Annotated in this window: 15 protein-coding genes and 1 riboswitch; of the genes, 12 read left to right on the top strand and 3 right to left on the bottom strand. The window is 71.8% G+C overall.

Annotated elements, in window-relative coordinates:
* The first annotated feature begins 62 nt into the window (after window positions 1-62).
* Window positions 63-179, top strand: a riboswitch (SAM riboswitch).
* Window positions 180-195: 16 nt separating this feature from the next.
* From ON36_RS25900 to ON36_RS25860, 9 genes are all read left to right on the top strand, one after another.
* Window positions 196-1,359 carry an ABC transporter substrate-binding protein gene (locus tag ON36_RS25900; protein ID WP_052314357.1) on the top strand — a complete coding sequence of 388 codons (1,164 nt, stop codon included), beginning with the start codon at window positions 196-198 and terminating at the stop codon, window positions 1,357-1,359.
* The gene (locus tag ON36_RS25895; RefSeq protein ID WP_043658766.1) at window positions 1,359-3,194 is read left to right on the top strand and encodes an ABC transporter permease; all 1,836 of its coding nucleotides are present in this window, start codon (window positions 1,359-1,361) and stop codon (window positions 3,192-3,194) included. The genes ON36_RS25900 and ON36_RS25895 overlap by 1 nt, the downstream gene beginning before the upstream one ends.
* A 7-nt stretch (window positions 3,195-3,201) precedes the next feature.
* Entirely contained in the window at window positions 3,202-4,092 is an 891-nt protein-coding gene (locus ON36_RS25890; protein ID WP_052314356.1) for an ABC transporter ATP-binding protein, read from the top strand.
* Window positions 4,082-4,828 carry an ABC transporter ATP-binding protein gene (locus tag ON36_RS25885; protein ID WP_043658765.1) on the top strand — a complete coding sequence of 249 codons (747 nt, stop codon included), beginning with the start codon at window positions 4,082-4,084 and terminating at the stop codon, window positions 4,826-4,828. Before ON36_RS25890 ends, ON36_RS25885 begins: the two co-directional genes overlap by 11 nt.
* On the top strand, window positions 4,825-5,835 hold the full coding sequence (locus tag ON36_RS25880; RefSeq protein WP_043658764.1) for an LLM class flavin-dependent oxidoreductase: 1,011 nt from the start codon (window positions 4,825-4,827) through the stop codon (window positions 5,833-5,835). Before ON36_RS25885 ends, ON36_RS25880 begins: the two co-directional genes overlap by 4 nt.
* Entirely contained in the window at window positions 5,832-6,311 is a 480-nt protein-coding gene (locus ON36_RS25875) for a hypothetical protein (RefSeq protein WP_052314355.1), read from the top strand. The genes ON36_RS25880 and ON36_RS25875 overlap by 4 nt, the downstream gene beginning before the upstream one ends.
* Complete coding sequence (locus ON36_RS25870) at window positions 6,308-6,904, top strand: alkylhydroperoxidase domain protein (protein ID WP_043658763.1); 597 nt, start codon at window positions 6,308-6,310, stop codon at window positions 6,902-6,904. The genes ON36_RS25875 and ON36_RS25870 overlap by 4 nt, the downstream gene beginning before the upstream one ends.
* Window positions 6,905-7,271: 367 nt before the next feature.
* The gene (locus ON36_RS25865; protein WP_052314353.1) at window positions 7,272-7,877 is read left to right on the top strand and encodes a TetR/AcrR family transcriptional regulator; all 606 of its coding nucleotides are present in this window, start codon (window positions 7,272-7,274) and stop codon (window positions 7,875-7,877) included.
* 1 nt (window position 7,878) lies between these two features.
* The gene (locus ON36_RS25860) at window positions 7,879-8,751 is read left to right on the top strand and encodes an alpha/beta hydrolase family protein (RefSeq protein ID WP_043658760.1); all 873 of its coding nucleotides are present in this window, start codon (window positions 7,879-7,881) and stop codon (window positions 8,749-8,751) included.
* A 7-nt stretch (window positions 8,752-8,758) separates the two neighbouring features.
* On the opposite strand, the gene ON36_RS25855 is transcribed toward ON36_RS25860, so the two are convergent.
* Both ON36_RS25855 and ON36_RS25850 read right to left on the bottom strand, forming a co-directional pair.
* Window positions 8,759-10,816, bottom strand: coding sequence for a prolyl oligopeptidase family serine peptidase (locus ON36_RS25855; RefSeq protein ID WP_174377613.1), 2,058 nt, complete (start codon window positions 10,814-10,816; stop codon window positions 8,759-8,761).
* Window positions 10,817-10,836: 20 nt separating this feature from the next.
* Window positions 10,837-11,376 (bottom strand): AMIN-like domain-containing (lipo)protein, encoded by a 540-nt coding sequence (locus ON36_RS25850; protein ID WP_043658758.1) that lies wholly within the window; start codon window positions 11,374-11,376, stop codon window positions 10,837-10,839.
* 143 nt (window positions 11,377-11,519) lie between these two features.
* On the opposite strand from ON36_RS25850, the gene ON36_RS25845 reads away from it, so the two are divergent.
* The 3 genes from ON36_RS25845 to ON36_RS25835 all read left to right on the top strand — a co-directional run bounded on the left by ON36_RS25845 (window position 11,520) and on the right by ON36_RS25835 (window position 14,685).
* Entirely contained in the window at window positions 11,520-12,485 is a 966-nt protein-coding gene (locus tag ON36_RS25845; protein WP_174377614.1) for a dipeptidase, read from the top strand.
* 131 nt (window positions 12,486-12,616) lie between these two features.
* Window positions 12,617-12,970 (top strand): hypothetical protein, encoded by a 354-nt coding sequence (locus ON36_RS25840; protein ID WP_157225009.1) that lies wholly within the window; start codon window positions 12,617-12,619, stop codon window positions 12,968-12,970.
* A gap of 2 nt (window positions 12,971-12,972) precedes the next feature.
* Window positions 12,973-14,685: an alpha/beta hydrolase gene (locus ON36_RS25835; protein ID WP_043658753.1), complete on the top strand. Its 1,713-nt coding sequence runs from the start codon at window positions 12,973-12,975 to the stop codon at window positions 14,683-14,685.
* Window positions 14,686-14,704: 19 nt separating this feature from the next.
* On the opposite strand, the gene ON36_RS25830 is transcribed toward ON36_RS25835, so the two are convergent.
* The gene (locus ON36_RS25830) at window positions 14,705-15,343 is read right to left on the bottom strand and encodes a DUF4097 family beta strand repeat-containing protein (protein ID WP_043658750.1); all 639 of its coding nucleotides are present in this window, start codon (window positions 15,341-15,343) and stop codon (window positions 14,705-14,707) included.
* Window positions 15,344-15,403 lie beyond the last annotated feature (60 nt).

The following is a 15,403-nucleotide window of genomic DNA, read 5'->3' as shown; positions in this document are numbered from 1 at the left end:
CGCTCCGTGGCCCGGCCGGGACGGCGGGCGCGGCCCGTAGCGGCTGCTACGTTTCGGCCGACGGTCACGAGTATCAGCAGTTTCCGAGCCCCGGCTCGCTGATCGGCAACCCTCCTGGCGGTGGGGTGCCCCGGGTGACGACCTGGCGATATCGGTGGGCGATATCGCAAGCGCTGAGATATTCAGGAAGATCAAGTGAGCAGGTTCTCCCTCTTTTCGCGTCCCCTCACCCGTGTCGTGGCCGGCGCGGTCGCCGCGGCGAGCGTCGCCGCCGTGGTCGCCGGGTGCGGCGATTCCGGCGGCGGCGCGACGGACGACGGTCCCGTGTACTTCGGCGTCTCGGGCCCGCGCACCGGCGCCTCGGCGGAGTACGGCCGGTTGTGGCAGCAGGGCTTCGACATCGCCCTGGCCGAGATCAACGCCGCGGGCGGCATCAACGGGCGCAAAGTCGAGCTGAAGTGGGAGGACTCGCAGTCCGATCCCAAGCAGACGGTGCCGATCGCGACCAAGTTCGTCGACGACAAGTCGATCATCGCCGAGCTGGGCGACTTCTCCTCGCCCGCCTCGATCGCGGCCTCGCCGATCTACAACCGGGGCAAGCTGGTGCAGTACGGCTTCACCAACTCCGCGGTGGACTTCACCAAGGGCGGCCCCTACTCGTGGAGCCCGTCGATCACCCTGGACGTGTTCCAGGAGCGCAACGCCGAGTGGGTGTCGAAGAAGGCGAAGAAGGTCTCGGTCGTCTACCTCGAAACCGACTGGGGCAAGCAGGCTTTCCAGTTCTTCGAGAAGTCGGCCAAGCAGAAGGGCGTCGACATCGTCTACTCCTCGCCGATCCTGCCCGACTCCACCGACGTCAAACCGATCCTGATCAAGGGCCGTGAGGCCAACCCGGACGCGGTCGTGCACCTGGGCTACGGGCCCGACGGGGCGCTGGTGGTCAAGCAGCTGCGCGACGTCGGCTTCACCGGTCAGTTCTTCGGCGGCCAGAACACCCCGCAGTTCATCTCGCTGGCGGGCGCGGCCGCCGAGGGCGACATCGTCAACGGCATCTTCTCCCCGTCCGACCCGGACAAGAAGGTGCAGGACTTCGTCACGAAGTTCCGCGCCCAGTTCAACACCGACCCCGGCGACTTCAACGTCTACGCCTACGACGCGCTGCACGTGCTGGTGCAGGCCGCCAAGAAGGGCGGGGCCACCCGCGAGGGCATCCTCGCGGGCCTGAAGACCGAGAAGCAGTTCACCGGTATCGGCCTCGGCACCTTCGCCTTCGATCAGGAGACGCGCCGCCCGCACGGCGTCGCGCCGCGCGAGCTCGTCCTGGCCGGCGGCAAGTTCGTGCCGACCGGCAACCGCTGATGTTCGACACACTCGTCGCGGGGCTCGTCCACGGCAACGCGTACGCGCTGCTCGCCGTGGGCATCACCCTGATCTTCGGTGTCACCAACGTCATCAACTTCGCCCACGGCGCGGTCTTCGCGCTGGGGTCGATCCTCGGCTGGTGGTTCATCGCCGAGCAGCACCTGCCGCTGTGGCTGACGATCGTGCTGGTCGTGGCGATCACGGCGGCGCTGGGCGTGCTCATCGACGTGCTGGCGGTGCACCCGCTGCGCAAGGCGCCCGCCATCGCGGCCCTGCTGGCCACGGTGGCGGCGGGCCTGATCATCGAGAACCTCACCCAGATCGTCTTCGGTCCGGAGACCCGGCCGTTCCCGCAGGTGCTCGACACCAACAACTTCCGGGTCGGCGGGGTGCGCTTCGGCACCTCGGACCTGGTGATGTTCGCCATCACCCTCGCGGTGATGGCGGGCCTCTGGGCGTTCCTGCGGTTCGGGCGGTACGGCCTGGCGATCCGGGCCACCGCGCAGGACCCCGACGCCGCGGCCCAGATGGGCATCGGGGTGGCCCGGATCCAGGTGCTGGCCTTCGCCATCGCCTCCGGGCTCGGCGGGCTGGCCGGCATCTTCGTCGGCCTGTACAACTCGAACATCTCGCCGACCAGCGGCACCCTCGCCGGCCTCACCGGATTCGTGGCCGCCACCATCGGCGGCCTGGGCTCCATCCCCGGCGCGGTGGTCGGGGGTCTGCTGCTCGGCGTGGTCGAGGCCTACGGGATCTACGTCTTCGGCGACGGCTACCGCGACCTGATCACCTTCGGTGTGCTGGTGGCGTTCCTGGTGTTGCGGCCCGGCGGCCTGCTGGCCAAGGTGCCCGCCATCAGCGCCGAGCCGATGACCGGTACGTTCCTCGGCGCGGGCAGGCAGTGGCGGATCCGCTGGTGGCACGTGGTGATCGTGTTCGCGCTCGCGGCGATCGTGGTGCCGCTGGTCGCCGACAGCTATGCCATCGTCGTCGGGACCCAGATCATCGCCTACGCGATCATCGCGGTGTCGATGACGCTGGTCGCTGGGTCGGCGGGGCAGCTGGTGATCGGCCAGGCCGGCCCCATCGCCATCGGCGCCTACACCTCGGCCGTCCTCACCCTCGACCACGACTGGCCGTTCCTGGCGGCCGCGCTGGCGGGCGGCGTGGTGGCGGCGGTCGTCTCCTCGGTGCTTGCCGCGCCGCTGTGGAACCTCAACGGGCACTACGTCGCCATCGCCACGCTCGGGATCGGCATCGTCATCGTGGCGGTCATCCGCAACTGGGAGTCGGTGACGCACGGCAGCTACGGCATCTTCGGCATCCCGGTGCCCTCGATCCTCGGCTACGAGTTCACCGAGGGCACCGACATCTTCCTGCTCGACCTGGTGTTCCTCGCGGTCACGCTCGCGGTGATCGTCGCGGTGCAGCGCTCCCGCCTCGGCGTCGCCCTGCGCGCGGTGGGCGCCGACGAGGTGGCGGCGCGCTCGTCGGGGGTGCCGGTGCGCGACTACAAGGCACTGGCCTTCGCGATCAGCGCGCTCTTCTCCGGGATCGCGGGCGCGCTGCTGGCCCACCAGTACAGCTACATCGACCCGACGGTGTTCAACCTGTCCATGTCCCTGCTGATCGTCACCATCCTGGTGCTCGGCGGCACCGGATCGCCGTACGGGGCGGTGCTCGGCGCGGCGGTGCTGATCGGCGTGCCCGAGGCGCTGCGGCTCGCGCCGGAGGCCCGCATCCTGCTCTACGGCGTGGTGTTGCTGCTGATCATCCGGTTCCGGCCGCAGGGTGTACTCGTGAGGAGTGAACGTGTCCGAGTACCGGCATGATCCACGCGTGGTGCTGACCGTGACGGGCCTGCGCCGGTCCTTCGGCGGCGTGCGCGCGGTCGACGAGGTGAGCTTGAGCGTCACCGAGGGGGAGTTCGTCTCGATCATCGGCCCCAACGGGTCCGGCAAGACCACGACGGTCAACCTGATCTCCGGCGTGCTGAAGCCCGAATCGGGCCGGGTGCTCGTCGACGGGGTCGCGCTGCGGCCCGGCTCGCAGGAGGCCGCGGCCGTGGCCGGGATCGCCCGCACCTTCCAGAACGGCCGGGTGTTCGGCAATCTGACGGTCCGGGAGAACGTGGAGATCGGGCTGCACACGACGCTGCGGGCGGCCCGGCCGTGGCAGCGCGCGGCGCGGTTCCCGCTGCTGCGCTGGGTCCCGCTGCTCGCCGAACTGGTGCTCACGCTGGTGCCGACCCCCGCGGTGCGCGCCGAGCGCCGGGCCACCGAGGCGGTGATCGCCGAGCAGCTGGAGCGGTTCTCCGAACGGCTGGCGCCGCGCGCGGAGCACCACGCCTACACCCTGTCCTACGCCAACCGCCGACGCACCGAGATCGCCCGCGCGCTGGCGCTCGGGCCGCGAGTGCTGTTGCTCGACGAACCGGCCGCGGGCATGAACCAGACCGAGACCGCCGAGGTCGGCGCCCAGCTCGCCGAGCTCAAGGCGGCCGGGCAGACCATCGTGCTGGTCGAACACAAACTGGAACTGGTGAACTCGCTCTCGGACCGGGTCATCGTGCTCGACGAGGGCCGCATCATCGCCGAGGGCACGCCCGAACAGATCCAGTCCGACGAGCGCGTCATCGAGGCGTATCTGGGCCGCAGGCGGTCGCGGACGGCCGCGGCCACCCCGGCGCCCGCCGCAGCGACAGAGAAGGTGATCGTCGGTGCCGAATGACGAGAACGCCACACCCATCCTGGAATTCGACCGGGTCACCGTCCACTACGGGCCGTCCAAGGCGCTCGACGAGGTGTCGCTGAGCGTGCGGCCCGGCCAGATCGTGTCCCTGCTCGGCGGCAACGCCTCGGGCAAGTCGACCACCATGAAGACGGCCCTCGGCCTGCTGCGCCCGACCTCGGGCACGATCCGGATCGACGGACGCGATGTCAGCGCCTCCTCGCCCGCGGCGCGGATCGAGGCCGGGCTGGCCTCGGTGCCCGAGGCGCGCCGGGTGTTCCCGGCCATGACGGTGGAGGAGAACCTCTACGTCGGCGGCTACATCCGCAAGGAACGGCGATCGGTGCTCGCGGCGCGGGCGGCCGAGCTCTACGAGCACTTCCCGCGCCTGCGCGAACGCCGTGCCCAGCAGGCGGGCACCCTGTCCGGCGGCGAGCAGCAGATGCTGGCCTTCGCCCGCGCCCTGATGAGCAGGCCACGGCTGATCTGCATGGACGAGCCGACCATGGGGCTGTCGCCGCTGTTCGTCGACCGGGTGCTGGACGAGATCGCGCGGCTCAACGCCGAACTCGGGCTGGCCATCCTGATCGTCGAGCAGCAGGCCGAACTCGCACTGTCCATCGCGCACACCGGCAACGTGCTGCGCGGCGGGCAAATCGTGCTGCGCGGCACCGCGACCGAACTCCTCGACGATCCGGCGATCCGCGACGCCTATCTCGGAAAGGTGAGCCCATGACGCGCCTCGGCCTGTTCACCCGGCTGGTCCGCCCGGCCGACACGCACACCGCCGCGCGGGTCTACGCCGACACCCTCGAGCAGATCGAACTCGCCGAGCGGCTCGGCTACGACACCGCGTGGGTCGCCCAGCACCACCTCGACCCGGACGAGGGTGGGTTGCCGAGCCCTCTGGTCTTCCTGGCGCACGCGGCCGCCCGGTTCCCGCGGATCCGGTTCGGCACGGCCATTGTCACCCTCGGTCTGGAGGACCCGATCCGGGTCGCCGAGGACGCCGCCGTGCTGGACACCCTCTCCGGCGGCAGGCTCGAACTCGGTTTCGGCAGCGGCGGTTCGGCGAGCGCGTTCGCGCTCTTCGGGGTCGAGAGCGCCGACCGGCAGCGGGTCTACGCCGAGAGGCTGGCCGCGGTCGCCGCGGCACTCGACGGCGCCGAGCTGCTGCCCGGGCGCCCGCTGCACCCGCCCGCGCCCGGGCTGCGGGACCGGACCTGGCAGGCCACGTTCTCGCGGGCGGGCGCCGAGCGGGCGGGCGCCGACGGCGCGGGGCTGCTGCTGTCGCGCACCCAGCCGCGCGACCCGGACCGGCCCGGCGAACCGCTCGACGGCGTGCAGACCCGCCTGATCGAGGCGTACCGCGCCGCGCTGCCCGCGGGCGCCACCGGGCGGATCGGTGCCTCCCGCAGCGTGTTCGTCGCCGACGAACACACCGAGGCGACGCGCTGGGCCCATCGGGGCGCGGTGCGTTTCCTCGAGCATCTGCGCGCCGCGGGGATCACCGGCCTCGGCGCCACCGTCGAGGAGGTGCTGCGGGATTCGGTGGTCGGCACGCCGGACGAGGTGGCGGAGCGGCTGGCCGCCGACGACGCGGTCACCGCCTCGACGGACCTGATCGTGCAGGTCCATCCCGTCGACCCCGACCAGCGGGCCACCCTGCGGTCCATCGAACTTCTCGCCACCGAGGTCGCACCGCGCCTCGGCTGGTCAACCAGTGAAAGGGGTGGGGAATGACCGCGACGGCGCGGACCCCCGATGTCATCGACGCGGCGCTCGGCGCCGCGACCGCCGAGCGGGTGCGGGCGGTGCGCGCCGCGCGCCCTGAGGTCCTCGCGCGGACCCAGGGCGTGCACGACGCACTGTTCGACGGGCCGGCGGGCCGGGCCTTCGGGCCCGAGCGCCTGGCCGCGGTCGCCGCGCACGTGGCCACGCTCGCCGAGTCGAAGGAGCTGGCCGCCCATTACGCCCGCCGCGCGGGAAGCGCCGGTACCGAAGCGGATTCGGCCGGGGACGCGGTCCTGGCCGCGGCCCTGCTGCACGCCGCCCGGCTGACCACCGCCCCGGCGACGGCGACCCGCGCGCACCTCGACGTCCTGCTCGCGGCGGGACTGTCCGAGCGCGACATCGTCACGGTGTCGCAGCTGGTCGGCTTCGTCAACTACCAGGCCCGGCTGATCGCCGGCCTCGCCCTGATCGGAGAATCCGCGTGAGCGAAGTGCGAGATGTCGAGCCGGGCAGGCGTCCGGCCGGGTTCACCCAGGAGGTCCTCGACTGGGTGCCGTGGGTCGAGCCCATCGCCCTTGCCGACGCCGACGAGGCCCAGCGGCCGCTGCTGGAAGGGCAGCGCGGGCAGAGCCCGTACTTCCGCCTGCTGGCCCGCAACCCGGAGGTGCTCGCCGAGCGCAGCGCCAACGACAAGGACATCTTCTACAGCCGCGAGGGACTGACCCGCGCCGAGCGCGAGCTGGCCGCCACGGTGACCTCGCGGCACAACGGGTGCGAGTACTGCGCGTCCGTGCACTCCCGGTTCACCAGCCAGCTCTCCAAGCGCGCCGAGGACGTCCAGCGGCTGCTCGACGAGGGCACCGGGGTTCGTCTCGACGCGCGCTGGGACGCGATCATCGACTTCACCGCCGCGCTGGCCGCGCACCCGCCGCGGGACGCGAGCGCGGAGCTGGCGCGGCTGCGGGCGCTGGGCTTCGGCGACGGCGACATCCACGATCTGGTGCTGTCGACCGCGTCGTTCTCCTGGGCCAATCGGCTCATGCTGAGCCTGGGGGAGCCCGAGGTTCCGGCGTCTTGACCGGCGTTCGGAAAAAAGTGATCGAAATACTCTAAAACACTGCGTAGTCACATTCGGTCTGTGTAAGGTCCGTGTTGGCAAATGGCCAGTGACAGCGATGTCACGCAGTATCTTCTTGGAGTCACCATGCTGTTCATCACCGATACTTCCAACGACGGCAACATCCTCACCCTGCTCCTCGGCCTGCTGACCAGCTCGCTGAGCACGGGCTCGGTGCAGGGTTCCGGCAACTGAGCTCAGGCATGAGCTACTGCCCGGCTAACGCGCGGTAAGCCGGGCAGGCAGCCGAAGGGCCCGATCCATGACGAGGGGATCGGGCCCTTCGGTATTGTCAGCGCCAATGTCACAGGATGCGAATACGGGACGTATGTATGCCGGGCAGCCCGTAGAGGACCGGCAACGCCAGCGGCGTGCGCGTTTTCTGGAATCGGGCCTCACGGTCTTCGCGCGCGACGGCTACGCCAATAGCTCGGTCGGCGCCATCTGCAAGGACGCCGGGCTGTCGTCGCGGCAGTTCTACGAGGAGTTCACCGGCCGTGAGTCGCTACTGCTCGAGCTCTACGAGCAGATCGACCGCGAATCCCGGGAAGCCGTCGCCGCGGCCCTCGAGGCCCAGACCGACGGCACCGCCCTCGAGTCCATCGACACCGCCGTGCGTGCCTACATCGAATCGATCGGCGCCGACCCGCGCAAGGCGCGGGTGGCCCTGGTCGAGGTCGTCGGCGCAGGCCCCAAGGTGGAGAAGCTGCGGATCGAGCTGCGGCGCGTCTGGGGCTCCCTGCTGGCCGGGGCCGCCGAGGACGCGGCGATGCAGGGCGAGATCCCGCCGGGCGACTACGACATGCGCGTGCTCGCCATCATCGGCGCGGTCAACTACGTCGTCGACGGCTGGAGCGGCGCCGACCCGCGGCCGCCGCTCGACGACGTCATCCGGGTCCTGAGCCGCGTGATCCTCGGCGCGGTCGGGGCCTGAGATGCCCCGCGTCGAAACGGTTCCGATCCAGGTACCCGACGGCAGCACCCTGCCGGTGCGCCTGCTGCCCGCCCGCGGCGCGCACCGGCACCCCATCACCCCCGACGCGCCTCGCCCCGTCGTGGTCATCGTCCCCGGCCTCGCGGTCCCCGGGGAGTTCTACGAGTACTTCGGCGACCAGCTGGCCGCCCGGGGCTTCGACGTCGCCATCGGCGAACTGCGCGGCAACGGCGACTCCTCGCACCGGCCCGGCGCCGAAAGCACCTACGGGTACCACGAACTGGCCTCGGTGGACTTCCCCGCCACCCTGCAGGTCGTGCGGGACCGTTTCCCGGGCAGCACCCCCTACCTGCTCGGCCACAGCATGGGCGGCCAGCTCTCGGCGATGTACGCCGCGCGGGCCCGCGGCCGGATCGGCGGGCTGATCCTGGTCGCCTCGGGCACGCCGTACTTCCGCGGCTACCGAGGCGTGCTCAGCCCCGGCATGCTGATGGGGACCGCGGCGGTCACCATCGCCTCCAGCCTGGCCGGGTACTGGCCCGGCGACATGCTCGGCGGCGCCAGGGCTTTCGGCAGGCAGTCCAAGGTGCTCATGTCGGACTGGGCACGGCTGGCCCGCACCGGACGGTTCGTCCCCGTCGGCGCCGATATCGACTACGAGGAGCGGATGGCCCGGCTGAAGTTCCCCGTCCTGTCCATCACCATCGCCGGTGACGAGTGGGCGCCGCAGTCCTCGGCCGACCATCTCCTGAGCAAGATGCCCGCGGCCCAGGTCTCCCGCTGGTTCCAGCGGGAGAACCTCGGCCACAACGGCTGGATCACCAACCCCGGCGACACCGTCGACGTCGTCGAGAAGTGGCTGCGCGACCGCTGACGATCCGCTAGGCGCGTCCCTCGCGCAGGATCTGGGTGAAGAACTCGTAGGACAGCGCGGACTGGAACGCCGCCTGCTTGTTGTCCGCCGCCCCGCCGTGCCCGCCCTCGATGTTCTCGTAGTACCAGACCGTGCGGCCCTGGGACTCCAGCAGCGCCGCCATCTTCCGCGCGTGGCCGGGGTGGACCCGGTCGTCGCGGGTGGAGGTGGTCAGCAGCAGCGGCGGGTAGGCGCGGTCCGGGTCGGTGTTCTGATACGGCGAGTACTCGCTCAGGTAGGCCCACTCCCGCGGGTCGTCCGGGTCGCCGTACTCGGCGACCCACGACGCGCCCGCCAGCAGCAGGTGGTAGCGCTTCATGTCGAGCAGCGGAACCTTGCACACGATGGCGCCGAACAGCTCCGGGTAGCGGGTCAGCATGACGCCCATCAGCAGGCCGCCGTTGCTGCCGCCGAGCGCGCCGAGCTGCGGGGCGGTGGTGACGCCCCGGGCGACCAGGTCCCGGGCGATGGCGGCGAAGTCCTCGAAGGCCTTGTGCCGGTTCTCCTTCAGCACCGAGGTGTGCCACTGCGGGCCGTACTCGCCGCCGCCGCGGATGTTGGTGATGACGTACACGCCGCCCTTCTCCAGCCAGGCCAGCCCGGCCAGCGCGGTGTAACCGGGGGTCTGGGAGACCTCGAACCCGCCGTAGCCGTACATGATCGTCGGCGCGGGCGCGCCGATCGTGTCGCGGTGGCGCAGCACGAAATACGGCACCTGGGTGCCGTCGTCGGAGGTGGCGAAGAACTGTTCGGTGACGATGCCCTCGGCGTCGTAGAACGACGGCTGCTGCTTGAGCCGGACCGTCTCGCCGCCCACCGAGGTCGCCAGCAGGGTGCCCGGATCGGTGAAACCCGACGTGTTGAGCATGAATTCGTCACCGCCCTCGAGGGGGTCGGTGTTCATGATGCTGGTGGTCGACATCGGCGGCACGTCGGTCAGCGGCCGCCTGTGCCAGCCCTCGGCGGTGGGGGTGAGCACCGCCAGCTCGGTCTGCACGTCGCGCAGGGTGGTGAGCAGCAGGTGGTTCTCGGTCCAGCCCCACGTGTACAGCGAGGTGTGCGCGTCGGGGGTGAACAGAACCTCGAAATCCCGTTCGCCCGCCAGGAACGCGGGGAAATCGGTGACGAGCAGCGAGCCGGCCGGATAGGTGGTCCCGCCGACGGTCCAGTCCTGCTTGGGACGGACGGTGAGGTAGTCCTTGTACCAGCTGACGTCCGCGTCGGTCGGGGTGTCGATCCGGGTGAGCTCGTTGTCCGGTCCGAGGAGGTAGATCTCCTCGTTGTAGAAGTCGGTCGCCCGGCCGACGTAGTGCCGCTCGTAGCCGGGGTGGCGGTCGTAGCCGACGGTCACCGACACGTCGGAGGGCTCGCCCTCGTAGACGGTCTCCGCCTCGGACAGGTCGGTGCCCCGGCGCCACTTCTTCGCCACGCGCGGATAGCCGGAGTCGGTCAGGGAGCCGGGACCGAAGTCGGTGCCGACGTAGACGGTGTCCGCGTCGATCCAGCCGACGCGCGACTTGGCCTCGGGCAGCGCGAAGCCGCCGTCGGCGGGGTCGACGAACACCCGACGTTCCATGTCGAACTCGCGGACCACCGTGGCGTCGGCGCCGCCGCGCGAGAGCTTGATCAGGGCCAGCGACTGACTGGGGCGCAGGACACCGGCGCCCGCCCACACCCAGTTCTCGTCCTCGGCCGCGGCCAGGGCGTCGACGTCGATGATGACGTCCCAGTCGGGGTCGTCGGTGGCGTAGGAGTCGAAGGTGGTCCGCCGCCACAGGCCGCGCGGGTGCTCGGCGTCGCGCCAGAAGTTGTACAGCCACGGGCCGCGCCTGCCCGGGTAGGCGATGCGGGTGTCGTCGTCGAGAACGTCGAGGATGCGCTGCTCGAGCGCGGCGAAACGCTCGGAGGCGGCGAACCGCGCCCCGGCGACCTCGTTGTGTTCCCGCGCCCACTCCAGCGCCCGCTCACCGGTCACGTCCTCGAGCCACAGGTAAGGATCAGTCACGTTCTGCTCAACGCCGCTCATCCCCACATTGTTGCCGAGGGTCACCAGCGGTGCGCCACGTCCACCACGACGCGGGAGCCGGAACCGGGTCCCTCCAGCGTGGAGACCCGCAGCGGAAGGCGGGCGCGGACGCCGATCCCGAAGGTGGTCCGCCCCTCGAAGGAGCCCGCCCACGCGACCTGCCGGAAGGTGTCGTATCCCCCGGTCGGGACGGCTTCGGCGCGGTCGGCGGGCAGGTAGGTCGCCCGGCCCGCGTCGTCGTGGGCGGGGGCGTGCACGGTGACCTGGACGAAGGCACCGCCGCGCAGCGGCACGGCCTGGCCGGACCCGTCCATGGTGACGGAGCCGACATAGCCCGCCCGGTAGCCGGTGACCGGTCCGGCCACCTCGATCACCAGCCGGTCGAAGCACTCGTGGCGCCCCGCGCGCACGTCGGAGAGCGGGGCGCGGCCGGTGGTGGCGTCGGACTTGTCGAGCGAGCCCCAGCCCACCTCGCACGAGCCCGGGTCGGCGGCGGCGGGCGCCGCCGAGAGGAGGGTGCCGAGCGAGACGCTCAGCAGAAGGAGAAGTACGCGACCCATGTCGCACCCCCTGGCTACGGCGAACAACGAATTCACCTGTGGATCGCGCGAATCCGGCGCGCCGTTAGTCGCGGCACGGCCGCGGCCCGAACGCCGAACGTAGGATCGACAGTCGTCGCGTCGACACGGAGGTGACCACGGTGATGATCTGGGAACAGCACTGCTGCCTGCCCCTGCGGCACAGCGCGCGCATCGAGGACCTGGCCCGCTATCCGCTCGGCTCCTACCTGTCGGTCAACGTGGGCTACTCGGCGCAGGACACCGCGGACTCGCTGGCCCTGCTGACGCGGTTCCGGGCGCAGACCGCGGCCGACCCCCGCTTCCGGCTGGTCGCGTCCCTGGACGACATCGGCGACCCCGACCGGATCGCCCTGGCCTTCGATCTGGAGGACTCCCGCCCGCTCGGCGGCGACCTCGACAACGTGGCGATGTTCTACGGGCTCGGCGTGCGGTCGCTGCTGCCCACCTACAACCACGCCAACGCGGCGGGCTGCGGCTGCATGGACGCCGAGGACACCGGGCTCACCGCCTACGGCAAGGACCTGGTGCGCGCGCTGAACGAGGTCGGCATGTTCGCCGACGGCGCGCACTGCTCGGCGCGCACCGGCCTCGACATCGCCGCGCACACCACCGCGCCGATGATCTACAGCCACGCCAATTTCGCCGCCTTGTGGGAACATCCGCGCAACATCACCGACGAGCAGGCCAGGGCCTGCGCCGCGACCGGCGGCGTCATCGGCGTCAACGGCGTCGGGATCTTCCTCGGCCACAACGAACCCGGCGCCCGCGCCGAACGCGTGGCGGCCATGGTCGACCACATCTGCTACGGCGTCGATCTGGTCGGCGTCGACCACATCGGCCTCGGCTCCGACATCTCCTTCGACGGCGCCGAATTCAACGACGAGATCCGCGACAACCCCGGCGCGTTCTCCGACTGGTACACCAGATGGGGCCCGCTGCAGTGGGTTCCGCCGGAGGACCTCCTCGGCCGCTCCGGCTTCCCCGGCATCGACGACCTGCTCGCCGATCGGGGTTTCCGCGCCGACGAACGCGCGAAGATCCTCGGCGGCAACTTCCACCGCGTCGCGGCGCGGGTCTGGGCGGGCTGACCGGCGGGTCTCCCCTCCTGTCCTGGGATTTCCCGGCGGCCGCGACGGGTCGCCTGCTAGCCTCCGACCGACGCGCCGACCCGGGTGGGGGGTGACGCGTCGACACAGTCGATGTGGTCGGGGGATCCGCGATGGCTGCCCCCGCGCACGGTGAAGGGGGCGGGGCCATGCTCGCGGTGAATCCGGAGAACTTGCGGCTGACCATGAACACGATGTGGTCGCTACGCGACGACGTCTCGGACCCGGCCACGGTGCCGTCGCTCGACGCCGCCCGCGCCCGGAACGCGGTCGCGGGATCGCGGATCGCGGCCGCGCTGGCCGACGCGGACGGAGCCAGCGCACAGGCGATCAGGGTCGTGGCCGCCCGCCTGCACGAGTACGGTCAGCTCCTCGACGCCGCGGCCACGTTCTACGACGGCACCGACGTCGCGGCCGCGGCGCGGATCGCCGCCGTCACCGCCCTCGATCAGGAACCCGCCCGGTGAACATGCCGACGAAGAGCCGGGTGCTCGGCTGGGACGTCACCGGGCTGGACGAGGTGGCGGACACCATCGACCCCGAGGGCGCTCGCGCCGGCATCGAATCCGGCCTCGACGCGATCCGGTCCGGCATGCGCCGCGCCGTGCACGACCTGGACTGGTCCGGCGCCGCCTGCGCCGCCGCGCTCGGACGCGCCGACGCGGAATGGACCGGCCTCGGCCGGGTGATCGACGCCTACAGCAGGATCGGCTCGAACTGCCGCGCGGCGGCCAGGGCCATGGCGTATCCGGTCGGCGAACTCCGCGCCCTGGTCGGCGTCGTGGAGAACGCCGGTGGCGCGGTCTCCGACAGCTGGGAGGTGACCGGCCTGCCCGACCCGGACGAGAACGCCGACACCACACTCCGGCTCCGCAACCTGGCCGCGGACCTCGATCGCCTCGACGCCCGCTGGGCCCCCGCCATCGCCGAGGCGGTGCTGGCGCTGCGCGCGATGGCGCCCGCCTCGGCCGCGCTCGGCGACCTGCCCGCGCGACCCGGCGCCGACCGGCCGACCGCCGACGCCGACATCGCCGCCACCCGGGCGTGGTGGGACTCCCTCACCGGCGACCAGCGCGGCTTCCTCGTCACGACCCGGCCGCAGCTGATCGGCGCGCTCGACGGTCTCCCCGCCGCGGCACGCGACCGCGCCAACCGGAGCCTGCTCGACTACACCGAGCGCGAGCTGCGGACACAGCTCGCCCAGGCGGGCAGCCCGCAGGCGCGGCTCGTCGCCCGGACCCGGCTCGACGACCTGCGCGCGGTGCGGAGCGTGGTGGAAACGACCGGCACGGCCGGCTCGCCCCGGCTTCTCCTGTCACTCGACGCGAGCAGCGGCGAGCGGGTGAAGGCCGTGGTCGCGATCGGCGACCCGGACACCGCGAACCATGTCGCGGTGACGACGCCCGGCCTGAACACGAACGCCACGGATTCCCTCGCCCGCCTGGTCGACCAGGCGCACGACCTGCGCGCGCACGCGCGGGAACTGCTGACGCGCCACGATCGGGGGGATCGAACCGTGGCGACGATCGCCTGGCTGGGTTACGAACCGCCGCAGCGTGTTTCCCCCGGCGGCGTCGCGAGGGATCCCGTCGGGGCGCTGGCCGGGGTGGCCGGCGTCGTCACCCAGCACCGCGCCGAGAACGGCGCGCGGGCGCTCGCCGACTTCTACGAGGGCCTCGACATCGCCCGGCGGGTCTCGGGAAACGCCGACGCGCACGTCACCGCCCTCGGCCACTCCTACGGTTCGACCACGACCAGCCTCGCGCTGCGCGAACTCCGCGCCCGCGGCGTGCACGCGGTCGACGACGTCGTCCTGTACGGGTCGCCGGGGCTCGGTGGCGGCCCGCCCGGCCACGGTTCGCCCCGGACGCCGTCGGAGATCGTCGACGGCGACGACTACGGGCTGCCGCCCGGCCACACGTTCACGATGGCCACCCCGGACGACGCGGTGGCCCGGCTGAACCGTTTCGGCTGGAATCCGGTGAACACGCCGGGCTGGATCCCGCTGGAGACCGGCGCCTCGGTGGTCGGCGGCGCGGCGTACGGCGGCGCGGCCGGGCACAGCGACTACCCGCGCTTCGACGACGGTCCCGGCGGCAAGGTGCCGCGCACCTCGGCCCACAATCTCGCGGCCGTCCTGACCGGCCTCGGGTCCGAGCGCGTCGCGGCCCGGCCGCGGTGAGGCGGCGGGGGACCTCGGCTCAGGCGGGCGTGGCGTGCCGGATGACGATGTTGCCGAGCGTGCTGCGCGCGAAGACGCGGACGATGTCGGCCGGTTCGGCGCCGACCGGGGCGAGGGTGTCGCGGACGGGGCCGGAGGCGGCGACGGTCTCCAGGTGCACCGCGCTACCCGGCCGGATGCCGACCTCGAGCTCGCCCATCGCCGTCTCCAGCCGGATCTCGCCGCGAACGGCCTCGCCGATGCGGATGTCGCCCTTGGCGGTCTTCGCCGTCACCGAGCCCTGCGGGCATTCGAGGACGATGTCGCCCAGCGACACCGCCAGCTCGCATTCGCCGAGTGCGCCGGCACCGAGCACCCGGCCCACCCCGGCGGTGGCCTTCAGCGTCGAGCCGGACGGCACCTCGACGCGCACCGCGATCGCGGGATTGCCGCCGAACGGGGTGTGGGTGCGCCAGGACTTCGGGGTGACCACACGCAGGGTGGCGCCGTCGAAGTCGACGGTGGTCTGCGCGGCGGCCCGGACATCGGCCTTCTTGCCCGCGTCGGCGGGGCGGACCACCACCACGGTGTCGGTGCGCTCGGACGCGGTGACGGTGACGTCGGCGGCCAGCACGTCGACGGCGACGGCGATCGGCTTCGGGGTGGCGAAGGTGTGCACGGTGTTCTCCTCGGTTCGTGTTCGTCGGTGCCACCACTGTCACCGCCGCCGCTGACACGG

The sequence above is a fragment of the Nocardia thailandica NBRC 100428 genome, assembly GCF_000308795.1.
GTDB lineage: Bacteria > Actinomycetota > Actinomycetes > Mycobacteriales > Mycobacteriaceae > Nocardia > Nocardia thailandica.
The sequence above is the reverse complement of the archived record's forward strand: the minus strand, read 5'-3'. Positions and strand labels throughout refer to the sequence as shown.

What these genes read in the sequence shown, in the direction of transcription:
- ON36_RS25865 (WP_052314353.1), top strand. Translation starts at nt 7,272, where the DNA reads ATGTATGCCGGGCAGCCCGTAGAGGACCGGCAACGCCAGCGGCGTGCG.
- ON36_RS25860 (WP_043658760.1), top strand. Translation starts at nt 7,879, where the DNA reads ATGCCCCGCGTCGAAACGGTTCCGATCCAGGTACCCGACGGCAGCACC.
- ON36_RS25880 (WP_043658764.1), top strand. Translation starts at nt 4,825, where the DNA reads ATGACGCGCCTCGGCCTGTTCACCCGGCTGGTCCGCCCGGCCGACACG.
- ON36_RS25850 (WP_043658758.1), bottom strand. Translation starts at nt 11,376, where the DNA reads ATGGGTCGCGTACTTCTCCTTCTGCTGAGCGTCTCGCTCGGCACCCTC.
- ON36_RS25875 (WP_052314355.1), top strand. Translation starts at nt 5,832, where the DNA reads ATGACCGCGACGGCGCGGACCCCCGATGTCATCGACGCGGCGCTCGGC.
- ON36_RS25895 (WP_043658766.1), top strand. Translation starts at nt 1,359, where the DNA reads ATGTTCGACACACTCGTCGCGGGGCTCGTCCACGGCAACGCGTACGCG.
- ON36_RS25855 (WP_174377613.1), bottom strand. Translation starts at nt 10,816, where the DNA reads ATGAGCGGCGTTGAGCAGAACGTGACTGATCCTTACCTGTGGCTCGAG.
- ON36_RS25845 (WP_174377614.1), top strand. Translation starts at nt 11,520, where the DNA reads ATGATCTGGGAACAGCACTGCTGCCTGCCCCTGCGGCACAGCGCGCGC.
- ON36_RS25835 (WP_043658753.1), top strand. Translation starts at nt 12,973, where the DNA reads ATGCCGACGAAGAGCCGGGTGCTCGGCTGGGACGTCACCGGGCTGGAC.
- ON36_RS25840 (WP_157225009.1), top strand. Translation starts at nt 12,617, where the DNA reads ATGGCTGCCCCCGCGCACGGTGAAGGGGGCGGGGCCATGCTCGCGGTG.